8 protein-coding genes are annotated in these 25,078 nt (G+C 69.9%); all 8 read left to right on the top strand.

What is annotated here, in order from left to right; genetic code table 11:
- The first annotated feature begins 280 nt into the window (after positions 1-280).
- The 8 genes from OV287_RS05450 to OV287_RS05415 all read left to right on the top strand — a co-directional run bounded on the left by OV287_RS05450 (position 281) and on the right by OV287_RS05415 (position 25,067).
- On the top strand, positions 281-484 hold the full coding sequence (locus tag OV287_RS05450; RefSeq protein ID WP_267532911.1) for a hypothetical protein: 204 nt from the start codon (positions 281-283) through the stop codon (positions 482-484).
- A gap of 21 nt (positions 485-505) precedes the next feature.
- Positions 506-1,105 carry a hypothetical protein gene (locus OV287_RS05445; RefSeq protein WP_267532910.1) on the top strand — a complete coding sequence of 200 codons (600 nt, stop codon included), beginning with the start codon at positions 506-508 and terminating at the stop codon, positions 1,103-1,105.
- Positions 1,106-1,238: 133 nt separating this feature from the next.
- Complete coding sequence (locus OV287_RS05440; protein ID WP_267532909.1) at positions 1,239-4,772, top strand: condensation domain-containing protein; 3,534 nt, start codon at positions 1,239-1,241, stop codon at positions 4,770-4,772.
- Positions 4,773-4,872: 100 nt separating this feature from the next.
- Positions 4,873-5,916 carry a TauD/TfdA family dioxygenase gene (locus tag OV287_RS05435; protein WP_267532908.1) on the top strand — a complete coding sequence of 348 codons (1,044 nt, stop codon included), beginning with the start codon at positions 4,873-4,875 and terminating at the stop codon, positions 5,914-5,916.
- An 11-nt stretch (positions 5,917-5,927) separates the two neighbouring features.
- On the top strand, positions 5,928-9,185 hold the full coding sequence (locus OV287_RS05430) for a non-ribosomal peptide synthetase (protein WP_267532907.1): 3,258 nt from the start codon (positions 5,928-5,930) through the stop codon (positions 9,183-9,185).
- Positions 9,182-15,940: a type I polyketide synthase gene (locus OV287_RS05425; protein ID WP_267532906.1), complete on the top strand. Its 6,759-nt coding sequence runs from the start codon at positions 9,182-9,184 to the stop codon at positions 15,938-15,940. The genes OV287_RS05430 and OV287_RS05425 overlap by 4 nt, the downstream gene beginning before the upstream one ends.
- A 2-nt stretch (positions 15,941-15,942) precedes the next feature.
- The gene (locus OV287_RS05420; RefSeq protein ID WP_267532905.1) at positions 15,943-23,694 is read left to right on the top strand and encodes a non-ribosomal peptide synthetase; all 7,752 of its coding nucleotides are present in this window, start codon (positions 15,943-15,945) and stop codon (positions 23,692-23,694) included.
- Positions 23,691-25,067, top strand: a complete 1,377-nt coding sequence (locus OV287_RS05415; protein WP_267532904.1) for an MATE family efflux transporter — start codon at positions 23,691-23,693, stop codon at positions 25,065-25,067. The genes OV287_RS05420 and OV287_RS05415 overlap by 4 nt, the downstream gene beginning before the upstream one ends.
- The last annotated feature ends 11 nt before the right edge of the window (positions 25,068-25,078 follow it).

Here is a 25,078-nt window from a genome sequence, read left to right as displayed (position 1 = left end):
CGTCGACAGTCGAGCGCGGAGGACATTCCCCGCGCCGTCCGCTGGGTTTTGCACCAGACGTGCCGCCCCCGGAGTCCCCCTTGGAAGCCTCGGGAGCCGGGCCTGTGTGGTTTCCGGACCGCAGCGGTGTGTGCTCGGGTACTCGCCTGCCCAGGGGACAGCAGAAAAGGCGCCCTCCAGGACTGGACCTGGGCCGGGCTCTCCCTGGAAGGGAGGCGTTGCGGCCCCCGCCCCCCATCCCAAGCGTTAGGGCTCGGACTTTCTCACCCAGGAGCTGAGCATGGCAGGCAAGGAACGGTTGCGGGAGGGCTACGGGAGCACGAGCGAGCAGCGGCAGCGCAACCTGGAGGGCGACAACTTCGAGGAGCGCTCGCCCCATACTCCAGAGGAGAGCGAAGCGGCCCGCGCCCCGCCCGACAAGGGAGGACACGTGGTGCACGTGAATGCCCTGGCCGAGCCGCTCGACAAGGACAGCGGGGACTGAAGGAAGCGAACGGAGCCAGTCATGTCCCAAAGGAAGATTCAGGCGGGAATGGTGGTGCGCAGTCACGATGGCGAGCCGCTCGGGCGCGTCATCTCCGTCGATGACGAGTGCTTCGTGCTCGAGCGCCGGGTGGTCGTCACGCGCGAGCACCGGGTGAGCCTCGAGGACGTGAAGTCCCTGGACGAGCACGGCATCGTGCTAGGCCCGGAACATGGCCACCCGCGAGCCCGCTTGGAGGCCACGGACCTCGTGGAGGTCTTCTGGTCCTCGAAGCGCGCGCGCGACGAGCAGCGGCCCTTGGAGGAGCGAGAGGAGCCAGACACTCTGGCCTCGCACGAGATGGTGGCCGCGGCGGAACACGCCGAGGCCTACCCCATCCACGTGGAGCGCGGCACCGTCCCTCATCCTCGCTATGTGCCGATGTCCGAGGAGGAGCCTCGCAGGAGCGGCGGTGCCCCGGAGGAGTCCTGGGACTCCGACACCCGCCACGCCTCACGGGACGACCCTCCCTCGAAACACGGGATGCGGGAGACGGTGATTCACTACGCGACCCATCCCATCGAGGCGGCGAGCGAGCTCCTGGGGCTGCTGCGCGGAGAGCGGACCCATCCTCGCCACTGAGCACCAACCAGCTCCCTGTCCTGTCTGAGCAGGAACCGGTTTCCCAGACTGGGAGTGAATTACCTGTCTGGCGCGTTAAATGATTGTTGCGGGATAGGCATCTTTGTGAACGCGTGCTAAGAGCCCATGGGCTTTGGCATCGTCCTCCACGTTCGACTCGTCCTCGCTCCTCGAGCTGTCGCGCCGCCGTGCCGAATCCCAGCCAGAGGAGCTCGCCTACACCTTCTTGGTCGACGGTGAGACCGAGGAAGCGCGCCTCACCTATGCGGGACTGGATGCGCGGGCACGGGCCATCGGTGGACTCCTGCAGGAGCTGGGCGCTCAGGGCGAGCGGGTGCTGCTGCTCTACCCGCCAGGGCTCGACTACGTCACCGCCTTCGTCGGCTGCATCTACGCTGGAGCCATCGCAGTACCGGCCTATCCGCCGGATCCGATGCGCCTGGGACGGACGCTCCCGCGCCTCGAGGCGCTGATCTCCGACGCACGCGCCCGCTTCGCGCTCACCAACGAGCTCATCCGCTCCATGGCGGACGGGCTCGCGGAGCAGTTCCCCGGATTGGCCGGGCTGAAGTGGGTGGCCACCGACGAGGTGCCCGCGGAGAGCGCCAGCGCATGGAAGGACCCGGGCCTCACGCGCGAGTCGCTCGCGTTCCTCCAATACACCTCGGGCTCCACGGGCACGCCTCGCGGAGTGATGCTCAGCCACGGCAACCTGCTGCACAACTCGAAGGCCATCCAGAGCGGCTTCGAGCCCTCGCCCGGGAGCGTGGGCGTCATCTGGTTGCCGCCCTACCACGACATGGGCCTCATCGGCGGAGTGCTCCAGCCGCTGTTCGGCGGCTTCCCCGTCGTCCTGATGTCACCGCTGGACTTCCTCAAGCGTCCCGCGCGGTGGCTCGAGGCCCTCTCGCGCTACCGGGGCACGCACAGCGGCGGGCCCAACTTCGCCTACGACCTGTGCGTGCGGAAGACCACGCCCGAGCAGCGCGCCGCGTTGGACCTGAGCTCCTGGAGCGTGGCCTTCAACGGCGCAGAGCCCGTGCGAGCCGCGACGCTCGACCGCTTCGCCGAGGCCTTCGCCATCTCCGGCTTCCGCCGCGAGGCCTTCTACCCCTGCTACGGCCTGGCCGAGAGCACCCTCTTCGTCACCGGGGGCCGCAAGTCCGAGCCTCCCGTGGTGCGCGAGTGGAAGCCCGAGGGTGCCAGGGGCGTGCGCCAGCTCGTGGGCTGTGGCACGAGCGCGATGGACCAGGAGTTGCTCATCGTCCATCCCGAGACGCTCGCTCCCGTGCCCGAGGGACAGATTGGGGAAATCTGGGTGCGCGGCGGAAGCGTCGCCCAGGGCTACTGGAACCGGCCCGAGCTGAGCGAGCAGACCTTCCGCGCCCGCCGCAGCGACACCGGCGAGGGACCCTGGCTGCGCACCGGGGACCTCGGGTTCCTCTTGCACGGAGAGCTGTTCGTCGCGGGCCGCATCAAGGACCTCATCATCATCCGCGGGCGCAACCTCTATCCGCAGGACCTGGAACAGACCGCCGAGGCCAGCCACCCCGCGCTACGTCCGGGTTGCTCCGCCGCCTTCAGTCTGGAGGCGGATGGACAGGAGCTCCTCGTGCTCGTCCACGAGGTGGACCGCGCGAAGCTCTCGGAGCCCTCTGAGGTCGTGGGGGCCATCCGCCGCGCCGTCGCCGAGCAGCACGAGGTGGCACCGGGCCGCGTGGTGCTAGTCCCAGCGGGCCACATCCCCAAGACGTCCAGCGGCAAGATTCAACGCAGCACCTGCCGCGCCATGTACCTCGCGGGCGAGCTGGAGCTCATCACGGAGAGCGCCGCGCCCCAGGCAGAGACCCCGGCACCGGCCGAGCCGCCCGCCCTCACTCGCGAGGCCCTGCTGAGCGCCTCGGAGACGGAGCGGACCCGGTTGCTCGGAGAGCACCTGCGGCACCGCCTTGCACGTGCCCTCGCCGTGCCCGCCTCTGCACTGGACGAGGAGCGGCCCCTCACCGCGTTCGGCCTGGACTCCATCCACTCCATCGAGCTCAAGGGCGCACTGGAGGAGGAGCTGGGCATCCACCTGCCGGTGGCGCTGCTGCTGGATGGCGCCACCCTGGGCACGCTCACCACTCGCGCGCTGGAGGCACTGCATTCCGCACACTCGGCGTCCTCCGCACCTCCGCCCCTCGAGCCCGCCAACCACGGCCCCCACCCGCCCCTCTCCTATGGCCAGGAGCGGCTCCTCTTCCTGGACCAGCTCGCGACGGCTAACTCGGCCTACAACATCGCCGCGGCGGTGAGGCTCGAGGGACGGCTCGACGTGGAGGCCCTGGGACGCAGCCTCGCGGCCATCCTCCGCCGGCATGACTCGTTGCGCGCCCGCTTCCCCTTCGTGGACAGCAAGCGCGTACAGGTGCTGCTCCCCGCGGCGCAGGTGCCAGACATGGGCCCGCTCGATGGAGAGGGCACCGTCGTGGACCTGTCCGGCCTGCCCGAGGCCGAGCGCGAAACCGAGGCCACCCGGCTCACCACGCGAGAGGCCCGCCACCGCTTCGACCTGGAGCGAGGCCCTCTACTGCGCGCGAAGCTGCTGAAGCTCGCCCCGGAGCGACACCGGCTGGTGCTCTCGGTGCACCACATTGTCTCGGACGGCTGGACCATGGGCGTGCTCGTGCGCGAGCTGGGCGCCCTCTACCCCGCCTTCGCCGAGGGCCGCCCTTCTCCTCTGCCCGCACCGCGCATTCAGTACACGGACTACGCCGCCTGGCAGCGGCGCTGGCTGGAGGGCGGCACACTTGCCTCGGAGCAGTCCTGGTGGAAGGAGCGCCTCACCGGCTTGCCTCCCCTGCTGGAGCTGCCTGGCGACAGACCCCACCCCGCCACTCAGTCTTTCGAGGGCGCTCGCCATCCGCTGGACCTCTCCGCTCCCCTCACCGTGGGCCTCGAGCAGCTCGGACAGGCCGAGGGCGCCACGCCCTTCATGGTGCTGCTCGCTGGCTTCCTCGTGACGCTCCACCAGCGCACCGGCCGCACGGATTTGGTGGTGGGCACGGACATCGCCAACCGCGAGCACCCGCGCACCCAGCAGCTCGTGGGCCTCTTCGTCAACCAGCTCGTCCTGCGCGTGGACCTCTCGGGCAACCCCACCTTCCGGCAGGTGCTCGCCCGCGTGCGGCAGGTGGCGCTCGGCGCCTATGCGCACCCGCATGTTCCTTTCGACAAGCTCGTCGAGACGCTGCGCCCTCCACGAGACACCCGCTACAACCCGCTCTTCCAGGTGATGTTCGTCCTGGAGAACGCGCCCCTGCCCGCACTGGAGCTGCCCGGCCTGCGCCTGGAGCTGCTCGAGCTCGATGACGGCGGCTCGCCCTTCGACCTCTCGGTGCTGTTGTCGAAGCACGGAGGCAAACTGGGCGGCGTGCTGCGCTACAGCACCGCGTTGTTCGACGACGCCACCATCGTCCGGCTCGGGGAGGGCTATCAAACGGTGCTCTCGGCCGCAGTGCAGCGCCCGGATGCCACGCTGGAGGAGCTGCGGGATGTCCTCGCCGAGCATGAGCGACAGCGCGAGCGCGAACGGGCCGAGGAGCTGAAGTCCAAGCGGCAGGACATGTTTCGCAACGTGCGCCGCAAGACCGATATCCCCTCTCCCTCTGGGAGAGGGTCAGGGTGAGGGTCATCCCCCGCTCCACGGGAACCCCACACGCGAAAACCCTCACCCCCCGCCCTCTCCCAGAGGGAGAGGGAGCATGCGCAACCATGGAAGGCACACCATGAAGAAGGCACTCCCCCAGGTGAAACGCCGGGAGGTGGCGGAGTCCGGCGAGGACTGGGTCCGCTTCGAGCCGCTCGAGCCTGGACTCCACCTGCCCGTGCTCGCCCGTCCCACGCTCCCGGGCGTCGACCTCGCCAACTGGGCCAGCAAGCACCGTGCTCGCGTGGACGAGCACCTGCATCGCCACGGTGCCGTACTCTTCCGCGGCTTCGACATCGCCTCCGCCGAGGCCCTGGAACGCTCCATCCGCGCAGTGGCCGATGAATCCCTCCCCTACGAGGAGCGCTCCTCACCGCGCTCGCAGGTGAGTGGCAACGTCTACACCTCCACGGACCACCCGCCCGCCGAGCACATCTTCCCGCACAACGAGCAGTCCTATAACCAGGCCTTCCCCCTGCGCCTGTTCTTCTGCTGCGTGACGCCCGCGCAGGAGGGAGGCCGTACGCCCCTGGTGGACTCGCGCCGCGTCTTCCAGCGCCTCCCCCCCGCGCTGCGCACCCGCTTCCTCGAACAGGGCTACACATACGTGCGCAACTTCGGCGGCCAGTTCGGACTGAGCTGGCAGACAGCCTTCCAGACGGAGTCGCCCGCCGAGGTCGAGGCGTACTGCCGCCGCAATCACATCCAGTTCGAGTGGCGCGAGGGCCAGCGACTGAGGACGCGCCAGGTGCGCCGCGCCGCCGGGCTCCACCTCGCCAGCGGCGAGCCGGTGTGGTTCAATCACGCCACGTTCTTCCACGTCTCCACCCTGCCTCCCGCCGTGGCCTCGGCGCTGCTCGCGGAGTTCGGCCAGGAAGACCTGCCCAACAACACCTATTACGGCGATGGCTCGCCCATCGAGCCGGAGGTGCTGGAGGCGCTGCGCGCGGCCTACCACGCCGAGACGGTCTCCTTCCCCTGGGAGCGCGGAGACCTCCTCGTCGTCGACAACATGCTCGCCGCGCACGCACGCACGCCCTTCTCCGGCCCGCGCAAGGTGCTCGTCGGAATGGCCCGCCTCTTCCCCTGGGACGACGTGCGCCCCGTCCCCTCCCCCACCTAGGAGACTCCGCCTTGTCCTCCTCCAACGGCTTCCGTCTGTCTCCGCAGCAGGCCCACCTCTGGTCCCAGCTCGTCCCGAGCCTGGACACGCCCTTCCGCACTCAGTGCGTGGTGGAGCTCCAAGGCGCCCTGGACAAGCCGCGCCTCGAGCGCGCCGTGCGGGAGGTGCTCTCCCGGCATGAGATCCTCCGCACCACGTACCGTCGGCTCCCGGGCACCGAGACCGCCGTCCAGGTGCCCGGTGACGTGCCCGCGCCCCTGCTGCAAGAGCTCGACTGGCGTGGGCGCGACACCTGGCCCCATGGTCTGGAGCATTGGCTCCGCGGCGACCTGATCAACAAGCTCCTGAAGCAGGGACCAGAGGGGCAGGTATCCCGCGTGCCAGAGGAACCGAGTCGCCTCGCGTTGGCAGCGTGCGGTGACACCCAGCACCTGCTGCTGGTGGACCTCCCGGCCCTCTCGGCGGACCGGCGGAGCCTGAGCTGTTTCATCCGCGAGCTCGTCAAGGCCTATGCCGCACAAGGCGGCGGCGAGCCCCTGCCCGAGCCGCCCATGCAGTACGCGGACGTGTCGGAGGTGTTCCAACAGTTGCTGGAGTCCGAGGACTCCCGCGATGGCCGGCGCTACTGGGAAGGCTTCGACCTGTCGGGCCCGACCACCATCGAGCTCCCCACCCGGGGGCCAGGTGCACCCGAAGAGCCCTTCAGGATCAACCGGTGGCGGCCATGGGAGCTGCCGCCCGGACTCTCCGCCATGGTGAGAACCGGAGCTGGGCGCATCGGCGTGCCGGTACCGACTTTCGTGCTGACCTGCTGGCAGCTCCTGCTGGCCCGCCTCTCCGGACGCCTCGAATGGTCCGTGGCGGTGCACTTCGATGGCCGCACCTACGATGGGCTGGATGAGGCGATGGGCCTCTTCGAGCGCTACCTTCCGCTGCGCTGCGAGGTACGCGCGCACGCCCGTTTCGCCGATTTCGCCCGCGAGGTGGCCCGGGCCACGCAGGACACTGTCGCGTGGCAGGAGTACTTCGACGTGGCGAAGGCCCCGCTCCTTCCCTTCGCCTTCGAGGACCTCACCTGGCCCGAGGCGCTCCACCAGGACGGCCTCACCTTCACCACCTGGCGGATGAACGCCTGCACCAGCCGCTTCGAGCTCAAGCTGCTCTGCGGGCAGCGCCAGGACATGCTCGACCTGGAAATCCATCGGGACCCGACGCGCTACCCTGACGACAAGTTGGGGGAGCGCCTGCTGGCGCTGCTCGAAGCCGCCGCCGCCAATCCGGAGCGCACGCTGGAGTCGCTACCGCTGATGGGCCCGGAGGAGCTGCAGCGGCTGGAGTCCTTCAACCACACCGAGCGCCCCTACGACACCACGGGCAGCTTCCCCGAGCGCTTCGCCGCAGTGGCTCGGAGCACACCGGACGCGCTCGCCGTGGCCTTCGAGGACGAGCGGCTCACGTTCTCTCAGCTCGCATCCCGCGCCCACAGGCTCGCGTGGCACCTGCGCTCGCTGGGCGTGGGCCCCGAGACGCGCGTGGGCCTCTTCCTGGAGCGCTCCGTGGAGCAGGTCGTTGCCCTGCTCGCCATCCTCCAAGCCGGCGGCGCCTTCGTCCCGCTCGATCCGCTCTACCCTCGCGAGCGCCTCGGCTCCATGCTCCAGCAGGCCGACGCCCGGCTCGTCGTCACCCGCTCCCACCTCCAGTCCCTGCTCCCCGAGGGCATGGCCACGGCCGTCCTCCTGGACTCCGACGCCGAGCGGATCTCCAGCGCGCCGGACACCGCGCCAGACGTCACCGTACAGCCCGAGCAGCTCGCCTACGTGCTCTTCACCTCCGGCTCCACGGGCAGGCCCAAGGGGGTGATGATCCAGCACCGCTCGCTGCTCAACCTCGCGGCCACCCTGCGCGACACCGTCTACGAAGGCCGTGGTCCCGGACTGCGCGTCAGCCTCAACGGGCCGCTCGTCTTCGACACCTCCGTCAAACAGTGGGTGCAGCTCCTCAACGGCCACTCGCTGCACATTGTCCCCGAGGAGGCCCGCCTGGACGCCTCGCGGATGCGTGGCTTCGTGCAGCGGCAGGCGCTCGATGTCCTGGACACCACGCCCTCGCTGCTGGCCCCCCTGCTGGACCAGGGCCTGGGCCGCGAGCCGGACTTCTCCCCTGCGCTCGTGCTGGTGGGCGGCGAGGCCATCTCCGCGAGCACCTGGACGGAGCTGCGCGCCCGCTCGCACACCCGCTTCGTCAACATGTACGGCCCCACGGAGTGCACGGTGAACTCCACCACCTGCCCCGTCGCCGCCTCGCCCGAGCCCACCATCGGCGGGCCGCTCGGCAACGTGCGCGTGCACCTGCTGGACGCGTACCTGCGCCCGGTGCCCCCTGGTATCCCGGGCGAGCTCTATATCGGTGGTGCGGGCGTGGGCCGTGGTTACATTGGCCGGCCTGAGCTCACCGCCGAGCGATTCATCCCCGATCCGTTCGGCGAGCTGGGCTCGCGCCTCTACCGCACGGGAGACCTCGGCCGCTGGCGCGAGGGCGGCCGCATCGAGTTCCTCGGCCGAGCGGACCACCAGGTGAAGCTGCGCGGTCTGCGCATCGAGCTGGGGGAGATCGAAGCCGTGATGCGCACTCACCCCGAGGTGGGCGAGGTCATCGTGGTGCTGCGCGAGACCCAGCCCGGCGAGCAACACCTCGTGGGTTACTTCGTCCCGCGCCGCGGCCTGACTCCGGGCGCCGAAGCCGAGGGACAAGAACTGGCCAATCAGCTCCGGGGCCTGCTGCGGCGGATGCTGCCCGAGTTCATGGTGCCCTGGGCCCTGGTGCCACTCGCGCGCCTGCCACTCACGCGCAACGGCAAGGTGGACCGCGCCGCGCTGCCGAATCCGAGCACCGCTGCTCGCGAGTCCGACGTCCCCTACGAAGCACCCACCAACCAGATAGAGCAGACCATCGCGGCCATCTGGCAGGAGGCCCTCAAGGTCGACAAGGTGGGCTTGCACAGCAACTTCTTCGACCTGGGCGGACACTCACTCCTCATGGTGCAGGTGCACGAGAAGCTCGCCGCGGCCTTCGGCCGACGCTTCTCCATGGTGGAGCTCTTCCAGCACCCCACCGTCGCGGCGCTCGCCCGGCACATCGGGCAGGCCCAAGGGGGCGCGACGGCGGCCTCCGGACAGAGCCAGCAGCGGGTCGAGGACCGCGCGCAGAAACAACGTCAGGCCTTGCAGCAGCAGGCCCTTCTCATCAAGGCAGGCAGAGGTCGGAAATGAGCCCCCCCGAGCAGGAGTCCTTTCAGCCCGAGGCCATCGCCATCATCGGCATGGCGTGCCGTTTCCCCGGCGCCGCCACGGTGGAGCAGTTCTGGAAGAACCTCCAGGAGGGCGTGGAGTCCATCCGCTTCCTCTCCGACGAGGAACTGGACCGCGCCGCCATCGACTCGGCCGAGCTGAGGGACCCGAAGTACGTGAAGGCCCGCGCGGTGCTCGACGGCATCGACCAGTTCGACGCGCGCTTCTTCGACTTCTCGCCGCGCGAGGCCGAGCTCACCGACCCGCAGCAGCGCGTCTTCCTCGAGTGCGTGTGGGAGGCGCTAGAGAAGGCCGGCGTGGAGCCCTCGGGCTTTCCGGGCCCCATCGGCGTGTACGCGGGCGCGGGCGCCAACGGCTACCTGCTCCACAACCTGTCCTCCGCCGGGCACCTGGTGGGCACGGCCAACGCCTTCCAGGCCGTCATCCACAACAAGAATGACCACCTGTCCACGCGCGTGGCCTACAAGCTGAACCTCAAGGGCCCCGCCGTCACCGTGCAGACAGCGTGCTCCACGTCGCTCGTGGCGGTGTACCACGCGTGCCAGAGCCTCCTCAGCCACCAGTGTGACCTGGCGCTCGCCGGCGGTGTCACCCTCACCGTTCCGCAGAACACGGGATACCTGCACCACGAGCGCGGCATCGGCTCGCCGGACGGGCACTGCCGGCCATTCGACGCGAAGGCCCAGGGCACCGTGGGCGGCAGTGGCGCGGGCGTCGTCCTGCTCAAGCGTCTGTCCGAGGCCCTCGCCGATGGCGATCACATCCATGCCGTCATCCGCGGCGGCGCCCTCAACAACGACGGCTCCGGCAAGGTGGGCTACACCGCCCCGAGCGTGGATGGCCAGGCTGAGGTCATCTCGCTCGCCCAGGCCGTCTCCGGCGTGGAGCCTGGCTCCATCTCCTATGTCGAGGCCCATGGCACCGCCACGCCGCTCGGAGATCCCATCGAAATCCAGGCCCTCACCCAGGCCTTCCGCAACGGGGGTGATGAGCGCAAGGGCGCCTGTGCCATCGGCTCGGTGAAAAGCAACCTGGGCCACCTGGACACCGCGGCTGGCGTCGCGGGCCTCCTCAAGACGGCGCTGTCGCTGGAGCACGGGAAGCTGCCCCCCACCCTCCACTTCGAGAAGCCCAACCCGGAGATCGACTTCGCCAACAGTCCCTTCTACGTCAACGCGAAGCTGAGCGACTGGACTGCCCCCGCGCCGCGCCGCGCTGGCGTCAGCTCGTTCGGCCTGGGCGGCACCAACGCCCACGTCGTCCTGGAGCAGCCCCCCGCGCGCAAGGACTCGGGCACCGCTTCGCGCGGGCCGCAGCTCCTGGTGCTCTCCGCCCGCTCCGAGGCAGCCCTGGAGGCGATGACCACCTGGCTCGCCGAGCACCTCCAGCGCACCCCGTCCCTGAAGCTCGCGGACGTGGCGTACACCCTGCACAAGGGCCGCAAGGTGTTCGACCACCGTCGCTTCGCCGTATGCCGGGACGTGGAGGACGCCGCGCGCACGCTGGCCACCATGTCCCCGGACCGCGTCTTCACCCGCGTCCAGGAGCCGGTGAACCGCTCCTTCTCCTTCATGTTTCCCGGCCAGGGCTCGCAGTACCCCGGCATGGCCGCGGACCTCTACCGCTCCGAGCCCGTGTTCCGTCGCGAGCTGGACCGGTGCCTCGACATCCTCGGGCGCCAGCGCGGTGAGCTGCGGCGGCTGCTGCTGGACTCCACCCCGGACGATGCGCGAGCGGCCCGCGAGTTGGACCAGACGGACATCACCCAGCCTGCCCTCTTCGCCGTGGAGTACGCCCTGGGCCGGCTGCTGCTGAGCTGGGGCCTCCAGCCCGAGTCGATGATCGGCCACAGCGTGGGCGAGTACGTGGCGGCATGCCTCGCGGGCGTGTTCTCGCTGGAGGACGCGCTCGGGCTGGTGGCACTGCGCGGCAGGCTGCTCCACGCGTTGCCTCCGGGCGCCATGCTCTCCGTGCAGATGGCCGAGCAGGACGTGCTTCCGCTGCTGGGCCCGGGACTGGAGCTCGCCGCCATCAACGCGTCCTCCTGGTCCGTGGTGGCCGGACCCTTCGAGGCCATCGACGCCCTGGAGAAGCAGCTCTCCGCACGCGACGTGCTGTGCCGCCGACTGCGCACCTCGCATGCCTTCCACACGGCGATGGTGGAGCCCGCCGTGGCGCCGTTCCGCGAGGCCGTGGCCCGCGTGCAGCGCCATGCGCCCCAGCTCCGCATCGTCTCCAACGTGACGGGAAAGTGGATGACCGCGGAGCAGGCTGTGGACCCAGACTACTGGGCCCGGCACCTGCGCGCCCCCGTGCGCTTCGCGGACGGGCTGGACACGATGCTGCAACAGCCCGAGGCCGCCTTGCTGGAGGTGGGCCCGGGCAAGGTGCTGCAGACGCTGGCGCGCGGGCGTCCCCGCAACAAGCCGGGACACGTCATGCTCACCACGCTGCCTCCCGCCGGAGACTCTATGCCCGCGCTGGAGTTCCTGCTGCGCACGGTGGGCCACCTGTGGACGCTCGGTGTGCAGGCCCCGGAGCTATTCGCTGGAGAGGAGCGCCGCCGCGAGCAGCTCCCCACCTACCCCTTCGAGCGCCAGCGCTACTGGGTGGACCTGCGTGCGTCCGGCGCAGCAGGAGCAAGGCGCGGCTCGCTGGAGAAACGCTCGGACGTGGCGAGCTGGTTCTACGTTCCCGTCTGGAAGCAGTCCGCGCCTCGCGTGCTGGCAGCGGAGGGCTCGCGGAAGAAGGCCTCCTGGTTGGTGCTGGTGGACAAGACGGGCCTGGGCTCGCGCGTGGCCGAGCGCCTGCGGAAGCTCGGACATGACGTGGTCGAGGCGTCCCTGGGCCGCGAGTGGCGCCGCACGGGCGCGCACGCCCATGAGCTGAACCCCGCCCGCCGTGAGGACTACGCGAACCTGCTCTTGGAGCTGGCCACCGAGGGACGTCTGCCCACGCGCATCGTGCACCTGTTTGGCCTCACCCCCGAGGGCCCAGGCGCGGCATCCGAGGACATCCTCTCCCGCTCCTTCTCTAGCCTGCTGCACCTCGCGCAGGCGCTTAGCGGGCTGGAGACTGGGGCCCCCGTGCACCTCACGGTGGTGTCCAACGGTATGCAGGAGGTGGTGGGCGGAGACCTGTCCTCGCCTGAGCAGGCGACGGCGCTGGGCCCGTGCCGCGTCATCCCTCGTGAGCTGCCGGACGTGCGCGCCCGCAGTGTGGACGTGGTGCTCCCGCCCCCGGGCAGCGCGCAGGCCGAGCGCCTCGTGGAGCAACTGGTGGCGGAGCTGGACTCTGAAGCTGGGGAGCCCGCGGTGGCCTTCCGCAACGGCCGCCGCTGGGTGCAGGACTTCGAGGCGCTCCGCCTGGAAGACGGCGCGGGCTCCGCCATGCCCCTGCGCGAGGGCGGCGTCTACCTCATCACCGGTGGCCTCGGCGGCATGGGCCTGTCCTTCGCCGAGGAGCTCGCCAGCAAGGTGAAGGCACGGCTGGTGCTCACTGGCCGCTCGGAGCCGCCTCCCCATGAGGACTGGGGCCGAATCCCCGCGCTCCAGCGGATGGAGGCGCAGGGGGCGCAGGTGCTCGCGCTGAAAGCAGACGTGACGGACGCGGAGCGCATGCGTGCCGTGATTGCCGAAACCCTCCAGCGCTTCGGTGCGCTCCACGGTGTCATCCACGCGGCCGGTGTGCCCGGTGGCGGAATGCTTCAGCTCCGGACGCGCGAGGCCATCGAGGCCGTGCTGGCGCCCAAGGTGAAGGGTACGCAGGTACTGGTGGCGGCAATCGAGGGCCTGCCGCTGGACTTCTTCGTGGCGTGCTCGTCACTGACGTCGGTGGTGGGCCGCTTCGGACAGGTGGACTACACGGCGGCCAACACCTTCCAGGATGCCTTCATGCGGGCGTGGCAGGCGCGCACGGGCACCTACGCGGTGTCCGTGAACTGGGGCGCCTGGGACGAGGTGGGTATGGCCGCCCGCCCCGCCACCCGCGCCCAGGAGGGCAAGCCGTTCGCTCATCCCATCCTGCACCAGTGCCTCGTGGACACACCGCAGCGACTGGTGTTCTCCGGCACGCTCGGTGAGGCCCGCTCGCTGTGGATTACGGACGAGCACCGCATCCTCGGCAATCCCACCGTGCCGGGCGTGGCCTATCTGGAGCTGGTACGTGCAGCCATCGCCGGACGAGCCCAGGGCCGGGTCATCGAGCTGCTCGATACGTACTTCCTCACGCCGCTGCGCGTGCCGGAGAAGGAGACGCGCGAGCTGCGGCTCATCCTCGAGCAGGACGGTGACGGCTATCGCTGGGTGGCGCGCAGCCTGCCGAAGGGCGGCACCGGCCCGAGCACGGACCACGCCGCGGGCCACGTCCGCATCGGCGGGCCCCAAGAGCCGCGCTTCATGGACCTGGAGGAGCTGCGCCGCCGGTGCCACCGCCCCCAGCCCGCCTCATTCGAGACAGAGCACGAGGAAGGGCTCGGCCCCCGCTGGCGCAGCGTGCAGGGCATTCACCCCGGTGATGGCGAGCTGCTCGTCACCCTGGAGCTGATGCCGGAGTTCGCCCCGGACTTCGAGCGGATGCTCTTCCACCCCTCGCTCATCGACCGCACGTCGGGCATCGCCAAGAGCTTCCTGTCCGAGCACGGCTACTACCTGCCCTTCTGCTACAAGCAGCTGCGCCTGTACGCGGACGTGCCGCGCCGCGTGGTCAGCTACGCGCGCTTCCGCAAGGACGAGCTCACCGACGGAGAGACGCTCGCCTTCGACGTAGTAATGATGGACGAGCGCGGCCGGGTGCTCGCCGAGGTGGAGCGGCTCACCCAGAAGCGGGTGAACGACCCCGCCGCCGAGCTGCGGGCCCTCGCCGCCGCGGCTCGTGAATCCGCGAAGGCCCGCGCGCTGCCTACCGAGGAGACGCAGGAGATCCTCCCTCGCGAGGGAGTCACAGCACTGGAGCGCATCCTCGCCGCCCGGGTCATGCCCCAGGTGGTGGTGTCCGTGAGGGACCTCCAGACGACGCTCGAGCACACTGACGCGCAGGTGCGCGAGCGCTTCCTCCAGGCGATGGGCGAGACGCACGCCTCGGGCGAGAAGACGCCCCGTCCGTCCCTCAAGGCGCCCTACGTGGCCCCGCGCAACGAGCTGGAGCAGCGCATCGCCGAGGCCTGGCAGGGCGTGCTGGGCATCGACAAGGTGGGCATTCACGACAACTTCCTGGAGCTGGGCGGAGACTCGGTCCAGGCCATCCAGATCATCGCCCGGGGTAACCAGCTCGGGCTCCAGCTCAACCCGCAGCAGTTCTTCCAGTACTCCACCATCGCGGAGCTGGCGGGGATGCTCTCCAGCATGCTGTCGAAGCAGGCCGAGCAGGGACCCGTGACGGGCCCCGCCCTGCTCACGCCCGGACAGCGCCACTTCTTCGAGCAGGCTCCACGCGAGCCGTCTCGTATCAGCCGAGTGCTGGGCCTGGACGTGGACAGCAGCGTGGAAGCCGCCACGGTGTCCAAGGCCATGGGGACGCTGCTCGCGCACCACGACGCGCTCCGCCTGCGCTTCTCGAAGAAGGGAACGGAGTGGAAGCAGGAGGGCTCGGAGCCCACGGACGAGGTGGCCCTGACCGAGGTGGACCTGCGGGCGCTCCCCTCGGGCGAGCACGCCTCCGCCCTGTACGCCGAGGAGCAAAAGCTTCGGGCGCGGCTGGAGTTGTCGACCGGGCCGCTGTTCGCGGCGTCCCTGGTGCGGCTCTCCTCCGGAAGCCGGCTGCTGCTGGCGGGCCATGAGCTGGTGCTGGACGCGGCCTCGTGGCGACTGCTGGAAGAGGACCTGACTGCGCTTCTGCGGGCTCCGAATGGCGCAGCGGCTCCACGCGCGAAGACGGCCTCGGTCAAGCGCTGGTCCGAGCGGCTCGCCGACGAAGCCACCGCCGAGGACGTGCGCAAGGAGGAGGCGGTGTGGCTGGCGGGCCCGTGGGAGGGACTCGCGCGGCTGCCCGTGGACCGGGCCGATGGTGCGACGGGCACGGTGCGCACGCACACGGTGGGTCTGACGGAGGAGGAGACGCGGCAGCTCACCGAGCGGCTCTCCACCACCTGGCGCGCGGAGCTGGAGGAAGGTGCGCTGGCGGCGCTCGTGCAGGCCCTGTCCTCGTGGACGGGCAGCACCCGGCTGCTGCTGGACGTCCGCTCCAACGGGCGCGAATCCTTCGACGGCCTCGACTGCTCGCGCACCGTAGGCCCCTTCACCGTCACCTGGCCGCTGACGCTGGAGCTGGGGGAGTCGGCCACGCCCGATGCGCTCAAGGCAGTGAAGGAGCGGATGCGCCGCGTACCTCGCAAGGGCCTTGGCTTCGCGCTGTTGAGGGACGGCGCCCACGGTGAGCTGTCCGAGAAGCTGCGCCGGCTGCCCCGGGCCGAGGTGGCCTTCCAACACCTGGGCTCATCTGCTCCCAGCGAGAGCACCTGGCCCGGCGGATACCTGCTGGAGGTGGAGACGTTCCTGTCCGGAGACCGGCTCCACGTGCGCGTCAGCGGTGACGACGGTGCGTACCGCGGGGCCACGCTCGGACAGCTCGCGGAGAACGTGCTCGGCGCGCTGCGGGCGCTGTGCAACGAGGAGCAGGCTCGCCCGGCCATCTCCGCGGTGGACTTCCCGCTCACCGGGCTCGATGACTCGCAGCTCGGAATGCTCGCGCAGCTCATCCAGGACGCGGACGAGTCCTGATCATGTCCATGAAGAACGTCGAAGACATCTACCGCCTCTCCCCCATGCAGCAGGGCATGCTCTTCCATGTCCTGCAGTCGCCGGGCACGGGCACCTACGTCGAGCAGGTGTACTGGATGTGGAGAGGGCCGCTGGACACGGAGCAGTTGCGCCGCGCCTGGCAGAAAACGGTGGAGCGCAACACAGCCCTGCGCACGGCCTTCTTCTGGGAGGGCATGCCCGAGCCGCTCCAAGCCGTGCGCCGCAAGGTCGAGCTGGGGTGCCAGGAGTTGGACTGGCGCGACGTGCCCACCTCCGAGCAGGAAACGCGCTTCACGGAGCTGCTGGAGAAGGATCAGCTCCAGGGCTTCAACCTCTCGGCCGCTCCACTGGTGCGCCTGTGCGTGGTGCGCGTGACCTCCGAGCAGTACCGCTGCCTCCTCACCTACCACCACCTGGTGATGGATGGTTGGTCGGTGCCCCTGTGCCTGCGCGAGGCGTTCCTCCACTACGACGCCGCGCTGCGCAGAAGCGAGGCGAAGCTGGAGCCCGCGCGCCTGTACCGCGACTACATCGCGTGGCTCGCCAAGCAAGACAGGGCAGAAGCCGAGCGTTACTGGAAGCAGGCGCTGCGAGGATTCACCGAGCCCACGCCACTGCGAGTAGAGCGCGCCTCCACGCGAACGACACCGGGAGCGGAGCGCTACGGTGGGGAGACGCTGCGGCTGCCCGAATCGCTCGGAATGAAGCTGTCGGCGCTCACTCGGCAGCACCAGCTCACGCTGAGCACCCTCATTCAGGGCGCGTGGGCGCTGCTGCTGGGCCACTACAGCGGGAATGTGGACGTCGCCTTCGGCACGGTGGTGTCGGGCCGTCCGCCCGCGCTCCCCGGCGTGGACACCATGCTGGGCACCTTCATCAACACGCTGGTGAGCCGGGTGAAGCTTCCCTCCCAGTCGCAGGTGCTGCCCTGGCTCAAGCAGTTGCAGGCGGAGCAGCTCGACGCACGCCGATTCGAGTATCTGTCGCTGGTGGAGGTGCAGGGGTGCTCCGAGGTGCCGCGCGGACAGCCGCTCTTCCATAGCCTCGTCGTGGTGGAGAACCTGCCCCGGCGCGGCCTGCCCGCGGAGATGACGGGGCGGCTGCCCGTGGAGGGCTTCACCCGCACCGAGGGCCGTACCGGCTATCCGCTCACCGTCGTCGTGCTGCCGGACGTGGAGTTGGAGGTGCAATGCCTCTACGACTCCGAGCGTTTCGACGCGGTCTCCATCCGACGGATGTTGGAGCACTTTGGCACCCTGCTATGCGCGCTGGTGGAGACGCCGGAGCGGCGGCTCGGGGAGCTGTCCCTGCTCGCACCCGAGGAAGAGCGCCGATTGCTGGCTGAGTGGAGCGGCGTGCGGGACAATGCTCCGAGTGGAGCCTGCCTCATGCCCCTCTTCGAGGAGCAGGTGCACCGCACGCCCGAGGCGGTGGCCCTCACCTATGAGGGCACGCGCCTCACCTACCGAGAGCTGGACTCCCGCGCCAACCAGCTCGCCTGGCACCTGCGCTCGCTCGGCATCGGCCCCGAGGTGCTCGCCGCCCTCTACCTGGAGCGCTCCCCGGAGCTGGTGGTGGCCATGCTCGGCGTGCTCAAGGCCGGCGGTGCCTACGTCCCCATCGATCCCTCCGTCCCCCAAGAGCGCGTGGCCTTACTGCTGCGGGACGCGGCGCCTCGCGTCGTGCTGACGCAGCAATCGCTCCAGGCCCGGCTGCCGTCCTCCCCGGTGCCAGCCCTGTGCCTCGACTCGGGATGGGAAGAAGTAGCCCGGCACCCGTCGCAAGCACCCGCGCCGCTGGCCACGCCCGACAACCTCGCCTACGTCATCTTCACCTCGGGCTCCACGGGCACTCCCAAGGGCGTCATGGTGCCCCACCGTGGCGTGCCCAACCTCGCCTTCGCCCAGGCCCGCGCCTTCGGTGTCCACGCGGACAGCCGCGTTCTTCAGTTCGCCTCCCCCGCCTTCGACGCCACCGTCTCCGAGGTCTTCGTCACCCTCCTCGCTGGCGCTACGCTGAGCCTGGCACCGAGAGACTCACTCCTCCCCGGGCCCTCACTGGTGGAGCTGCTGAAGCAGCAGGCCATCACCACCGCCACCCTGCCGCCCACCGTGCTGGCGATGCTGCCCGCCGGGGAGCTCGGCTCGCTGACCACCGTCATCTCCGCGGGTGAGACCTGCCCACCCGAAGTCGTGGCACGCTGGGCCACTGGCTCTCGCCGCTTCATCAACGCTTACGGGCCCACCGAGACCACTGTCTGCGCCACCCTCACCGAGTGCAGCACGAACGGGCAACCACCACCCATCGGACGGCCCCTCGCCAACACGCGGGCGTACGTGCTGGACGGCTCGCTGCGGCCCGTTCCCACGGGCGTTCCGGGAGAGCTGTACGTGGGAGGCCTTGGCGTCGCGCGCGGCTACCTCAACCGCCCCGAGCTCACCGCCGAGCGCTTCCTGCCCGATCCCTTCGGCCCGTCCGGCACTCGCATGTACCGCACCGGCGATCAGGTGCGCTGGCGAGCAGATGGCCAGCTCGAGTTCCTCGGCCGCGTCGACTTCCAGGTGAAGGTGCGAGGCTTCCGCATCGAGCCAGGGGAGATCGAAGCAGTCCTCGCCCAACACCCATCCGTGCGCCAGAGCGTGGTGCTCGCCCGCGAGGACAAACCCGGGGACAAGCAACTGGTGGCCTACGTGGTGCCAATATCCCCTCTCCCTCCGGGAGAGGGACGGGGTGAGGGTATCTCGTCCCCCGGGTTGAATCTCGCCGACCTACGCGCCTTCCTGCAGCGCAAGCTGCCCGAGTACCTGGTGCCTACGGCATTCGTCCCGATGGAGACCCTGCCGCTCAACACCAGTGGCAAGGTGGACCGGAAGGCCCTGCCGGCGCCGGAGGGAGCGAACCTCGCAAGGCGCCCGTACATCGCGCCGGGTGACGACGTGGAGCGCAAGCTCGCCGAGCTCTGGTCCAAACTCCTGGGCGTGGAGAAGGTGGGCGCCGAGGACCACTTCTTCGAGCTCGGAGGCCACTCCCTGCTGGCCACGCAGGTGGCCTCGCGCATCCGCGCCACCTTCGGCGTGGAGCTCCCCCTGCGAGCCGTCTTCGAGGCCCCCACCCTCTCGGCGCTCGCCACACGCATCCGAGCCGCCTCCGGCTCCAGCACACCGCCACTGCGGCCCGCGCCCCGCAACGGCCCGCAGCCGCTCTCCTTCGCGCAACAGCGCCTGTGGTTCCTCCACGAACTGCACCCCACGAGCGCGGCCTACAACCTGCCCGCGGCCCTGCGCCTCGAGGGCGAGCTGGACGCCGAGGCCCTGCGCCTCTCCTTCGAGCACCTGGTGCGCCGCCACGAGTCGCTGCGCACGACCTTCTCCCCGAACCAGGGAGACACACTCCAGGTCATCCACCCCGCCTCCCGCTGGGAGCTGCCCGTGGTGGACCTCTCGGCGCTGCCCGAGGGCAACCGCCACGCCGAAGCCCTGCGTCTGGCCGAGCAGGAAGCGCTGCGCCCCTTCGACCTCACCACCGGGCCGCTGCTGCGCACCACGCTGCTGCGCCTCGGCGAGCGGGAGCACCTGCTGCTCGTCACGCAGCACCACATCGTCTCGGATGGCTGGTCCATTGGAGTGCTGGTGCGCGAGGTGGCCGCCCTCTACGAGGCCCTCCGCGCCGGACACGAGCCCCGGCTCCCGGCCCTGCCCGTCCAATACGCTGACTACGCCGTCTGGCAGCGACAGTGGCTGAAGGGCGAGCCGCTCCAGGAGCAGGTGGAGTGGTGGAAGAAGCACCTGGCCGGCGCACCCCATGCCCTGGAGCTGCCCACCGACAGACCTCGCCCGCCCGTGCAGTCCTCCCAGGGTGCCTCGCTGCCCGTGCACTTGCCTCCGGCGCTGACGGAGCCGCTGCGGGCGCTCTGCCAGCGCGAAGGCGCCACGCCCTTCATGGGCCTGCTCGCCACCTTCCAACTCCTACTCTCACGCCACTCGGGCCAGGAGGATGTCCTCGTCGGCACCCCCATCGCCAACCGCACCCAGGGAGAGACCGAGCCCCTCATCGGATTCTTCGTCAACACACTGGCGATGCGCACCCGGGTGCGCGGGCACGAGTCCTTCCGCTCGCTGCTGGCCCAGGTGCGCACCTCCACCCTCTCCGCCTTCGAGCACCAGCATCTGCCCTTCGAGAAGCTGGTGGAGGAGCTGCACCCTCCGCGAGACCTCAGCCGCACGCCCATCGTCCAGGTGCTCTTCGCCCTCCAGAACGCACCGGCCAGCGAGCTGCGCCTGCCCGGACTCACCCTCCACACGCTCCCCATCGAGAGCGTTTCGTCCAAGTACGACCTGGAGCTCTACCTCTCCGAAGCTCCGGACGGCCTGCGCGGCTCGTTCGTCTACAACACCAACCTCTTCGAGCGCACCACCGTGGAGCGCCTGGCGAGCCACCTCCAGGTGCTGGTGGAGACCCTGACTACCCAGCCCGACGCGCCCGTGTCGGCCCTGCCCTTGCTCACCGCGACCGAGCGCCGGCAGGTGCTCGTCGAGTGGAACGGCGCCCGTGCCAGCTACCCCGCGGACGCCCTCATCCACACGCTCATCGAGGCACAGACCCGACACACGCCCGAGGCGGTAGCGCTGCGCTTCGAGGACAGCTCCCTGACGTACCGGGAGCTGGATGCCCGAGCCAATCAGCTCGCGCACCATCTACGCGGCCTCGGCGTGGGCCCCGAGGTGCGCGTGGGCGTGTGCCTGGAACGCTCCCTGGAGCTGGTGGTGGCCCTGCTGGGCACGCTCAAGGCGGGCGGAGCTTACGTACCGCTCGACCCGACCTTTCCCCCCGAGCGCCTGAGCTGGATGTTCGAGGACTCGCGCCCTGCCGTGCTGCTCGTCCAAGAGCGGTTGCTACCAGCACTGCCCGCCAACGCGGCCCGTGTCGTGTGCGTGGACTCGGGGTGGGACGAAGTGGCCCGGCACTCGGTGCAACCTCCCGCGCCGCTGGCCACGCCCGACAACCTCGCCTACGTCATCTTCACTTCGGGCAGCACGGGCCGGCCCAAGGGAGCCATGAACACCCACCGCGCGGTGTGCAACCGCCTGCTGTGGATGCAGGACGCCTATGGCCTGGAGCCCTGGGACACGGTGTTGCAGAAGACGCCCTTCAGCTTCGACGTGTCCGTCTGGGAGTTCTTCTGGCCGCTGATGGCGGGCGCGCGGCTGGTGGTGGCGAGGCCCGGAGGCCACCAGGATCCGGCCTGGCTGGTGCGAACCATCACCGATGAGAAGGTAACGACGCTGCACTTCGTCCCGTCCATGCTCCAGGCCTTCCTGGAGGAGCCGGAAGTGGGCCGGTGCACGCCGCTGCGGCGCGTGGTGTGCAGCGGCGAGGCACTCCCGAAGGAGCTCGAGGCGCGTTGCCTCCAGCGGCTGCCTGGAGCCGGGCTGCACAACCTCTACGGGCCCACCGAGGCGGCAGTAGACGTCACCTTCCACGAGTGCGAACCGACGGACGGCAAGCGCTCGGTGCCCATCGGCCGCCCGGTGGCGAACACGTCCATCCGCGTGTTGGATGTGCACCTGCGACCGGTGCCGGTGGGGGTGTCCGGCGAGCTGTATATCGGTGGAGTGCAGGTGGGGCGGGGCTACCTTGCCCGTCCCGAGCTGACCGCCGAGCGCTTCATTCCGGACCCCTTCAGCGACGAGCCAGGAGCGCGCCTGTACCGCACGGGGGACGTGGCGCGGTGGCTACCGGATGGAGAGCTCGAGTACCTGGGCCGCAACGACTTCCAGGTGAAGGTGCGCGGCCTGCGCATCGAGCTGGGGGAGATCGAATCCGCGCTGGAGCGGCACGAGGCGGTGCAACAGGCGGTGGTCCTGGCACGCGAAGACAGCCCCGGCGACAAGCGGCTGGTGGCCTACGTGGTCCCCATCTCAACCAAGCCCCCCACTCCCCCCACTTCCCCTCTCCCCCCGGGAGAGGGACGGGGTGAGGGTGCCACGGTTCCCAGCTTGGAGCTCACGGAGCTGCGGGCCTTCCTGCACCAGCGCCTGCCCGAGTACATGGTGCCCAATGCGCTGGTGAGCCTCCAATCCCTCCCCCTCACGCCGAGCGGCAAGGTGGACCGCAAGGCGCTGCCCGCGCCGGATGGGACGCACCTGCAGAGAGGCCTGTACGTCGCGCCGCGCAACGAAACAGAGCAAACACTGGCCACCCTCTGGGCGCAGGTGCTGCACGTAGACCCAGTAGGGGTGCACGACAACTTCTTCTCGCTCGGTGGCGACTCGCTCCTGGGACTTCGCGTGGTGAGCCTGGCTCGGCAGGCGGGACTGGACCTCACCATCCGCCAGCTGCTCCAATTCCAGACGGTCGCCGGACTGGCGGCCGCGGTGGGCACGCTCCAGCAGCGAGGGGACGAGCCACTGGAGCCCGAGGGTCCACTGCCCCTCACGCCCAACCAGCACATCTCCTTCGCGACGGATGATCCAGAGCGCCACATCTGGACCTCCTCGGCCTTCTTCGAGGTGGACGAGCCACTCGACGCGGAGTTGCTGGCCCAGGCGGTCCGGCTCCTGGTAGCCCGGCACGATGCGCTGCGAGTGCGCTCCATGCGCGAGTCCTCCGGGTGGCGACAGCACCTGGCTACGATAGAGGCGCACGCGGGCTGCTTCGTCCAGGTGGACCTCGCCTCCACCTCGGATGCAGACCTGTCCACCGCCATCGAGGCGAAGGCCAACGAGTTGCAGCGCAGCCTGGACCTGACAGAGGGCCCGCTCATGCGGCTGGCGCTCTTCGACACTGGGCCTGCCCGCCTCCGCCGCCTGCTGCTGCTCGTGCACCACACCGTGTGCGACGGCTACTCGCTCGAGGTGCTGTGGAAGGAGCTGCTCACCGCCTACCAGCAACTGCGTACGGGCCAGTCCGTGCAACTGCCCGCGCGAACCACCTCGTTGCGAGCCTACGCGCGCAAGCTGGAGGAGCTGGCGCGCACGGAAGCGGTGCGGCGTGAAGCGCCCTACTGGCTGGACGAGGAGCGCCGCCACACTCTCGCGCTGCCGGTGGACATCCCCGGCGGTCAGCACACGGGAGCCTCGGCGCGGCGGCTCACCGTGTCGCTCGATGTGCCTCGGACCCAGGCGCTCCTGCGTGCGGCCTCCGTGGAGCGAGGAGTCCAGATGACCGACCTGCTGCTCACCGCTCTGGCTCGGACGCTGGCGCGCTGGACGGGGCATGCGCGCTCACTGGTGGACCTGCACGACCACGGGCGCGACATCGTCGAGGACCTGGACGTCTCGTGCACCGTGGGCTGGCTCAACTTCCTCTTCCCAGTGGTGTTGGACGCGGGCCAGGGCCTGGCGCCGGCCGAGTCCCTGCGAAACACCCAGCAACGGCTGCGAGCGATTCCCCAGCGAGGCCTGGGCCATGGGCTGCTGCGCTACCTGAGCGGCGAGCCATCTCTGATGGAGGCCCTGAAGGCGCTGCCGCAGCCCCAGCTCCTCTTCAACTACCGAGGCCACTTCACGGGAGCAACCACTGCCCTGCCTCCGGGCGTGCGTCCCGCGCGGGAGAGCGCTGGCATCGGCTACAGCCTGAGCGTGGTCCGGCGCCACCTGCTCATGGTGAACGCGCAAATCGCCCACGAGGCGCTGCACGTGGAGTGGATCTACAGCGAGCAGGTACACCGCCGTGACACGGTGGAAGCCCTGGCGCGGAGCTACTTCGAGGAGCTGGAGCGGCTGCTGCCATGAGCACCGGCACGGTGGAACACGCGCAGGAGACACCAGCCAGCGGGGCGCGCTCGAAGCGTGGGGAGATCCTCCGCTTCGCCCTGCCCGCGAGCCTGGAGGTGGTGCTCTTCCAACTCGTCATGCTGGTGGATCAGCTCTTCGTGGCCAGCCTGGGCGAGCCGAGCTTCGTGGCCGCTGGGCTCACAGGGCAGCTCTTCGGGCTCGCGTTCGTGGTGCTGGCGGCGCTGGGCAGCGGCGCGGCCATTCGGCTGGCGCGGTACGCGGGCGCGGGGGACGAGGAGTCCTTCTCAATCCTGTCGGTGCAGGTGCTCTGGCTGGCACTGCTGGTGGCGGTGACCCTTGCCGCGGGCATGGGGCTGGGGGCGGGGCCGCTGATGAGGGCGCTCGGGGCCGAGCCGGCCGTGGTGGAGCGGGGCGTGCTCTTCATCCGGCTGGTGGCCTGGAGCCTGCCCTTCATGGCCCTGACGGAGGTGGGCAACCAGGTGCTGCGCTCGCGGGGAGAGGCGAGGAGCCCGGCGCTCATCGGCGCGGTGTCACTGGTGACGAACAGCGTGCTCAACTACGCGCTCATCTTCGGCTGGTGGGTGCTGCCAGAAATGGGGCTGGCGGGAGCGGGCGTGGCCACCGTCGTCGCGCGGGGCCTGGGCTTCGTGCTGGTGTGCCAGCGGTTGCTGTCGCGCCGTCATGCGTTGCGCGTGCGCGTGGAGCACCTGTGGCGGCTGGAGCTGACTCCGCTGCGGCAGCTCGTTGCGCTGGCGCTGCCCATGGCGGCGGGCCAAGGCGTGTGGATGCTGGGGTTGCTGGGCTACACAAAAGTCTTCGCGGCGCTGGGCACCGCCGAGCTCGCCGCGGCCAGCGCCATCGGCCAGTTGGAGACGCTGTGCCTCATGGTGTCCTTCGGCTTCGGCATGGCCTGCCTGACGCTGGTGGGCCAGGAGCTGGGGCGCCGGGATGGGGCGAAGGCGCACGAGGTCGCCGCCGAATGTCTGCGGCTGGCGCTCGGCGTGTCGGTGGTGACGGGGGCCGCGGTAGCCGCGGGCACGCTGCTGCTCGGCACGCTCTACCCGCGATTGGAGCCCGGGACACTCGCGCTGGCGTCAATAGGACTGATGGTGCTGGCGCTCCTCCAACCCGTGAAAGCCCTCAACATGGTGCTGGCCAATGGGGTGCTACGGGGTGGTGGGGATGTACGTTTCCATCTTGCATGCGAGCTCCTCATGCTGGTGGGCATCGCCTGCGCATATGCTCTCGGCGTCCCGCTCGGCTGGGGCTTCCTGGGCGTCCTCGTAGGCAAGGCCTGCGAGGAGTTGCTCAAGCTGGCGGCCTTCTCTTGGCGCTATCGCTCCCAACGCTGGGTGCATGAGTTGTCGTAGTCGTCCGCTGT

The sequence above is a fragment of the Archangium lansingense genome (assembly GCF_026626635.1).
Taxonomy (GTDB): Bacteria; Myxococcota; Myxococcia; order Myxococcales; family Myxococcaceae; genus Archangium; species Archangium lansingense.
Note: the sequence above shows the minus strand (reverse complement) of the source record. Positions and strands in the feature narration are given on the sequence as shown.

Coding starts and splice junctions, on each gene's coding strand:
- OV287_RS05445 (WP_267532910.1), top strand. CDS start 506: ATGTCCCAAAGGAAGATTCAGGCGGGAATGGTGGTGCGCAGTCACGAT.
- OV287_RS05425 (WP_267532906.1), top strand. CDS start 9,182: ATGAGCCCCCCCGAGCAGGAGTCCTTTCAGCCCGAGGCCATCGCCATC.
- OV287_RS05420 (WP_267532905.1), top strand. CDS start 15,943: ATGTCCATGAAGAACGTCGAAGACATCTACCGCCTCTCCCCCATGCAG.
- OV287_RS05415 (WP_267532904.1), top strand. CDS start 23,691: ATGAGCACCGGCACGGTGGAACACGCGCAGGAGACACCAGCCAGCGGG.
- OV287_RS05450 (WP_267532911.1), top strand. CDS start 281: ATGGCAGGCAAGGAACGGTTGCGGGAGGGCTACGGGAGCACGAGCGAG.
- OV287_RS05435 (WP_267532908.1), top strand. CDS start 4,873: ATGAAGAAGGCACTCCCCCAGGTGAAACGCCGGGAGGTGGCGGAGTCC.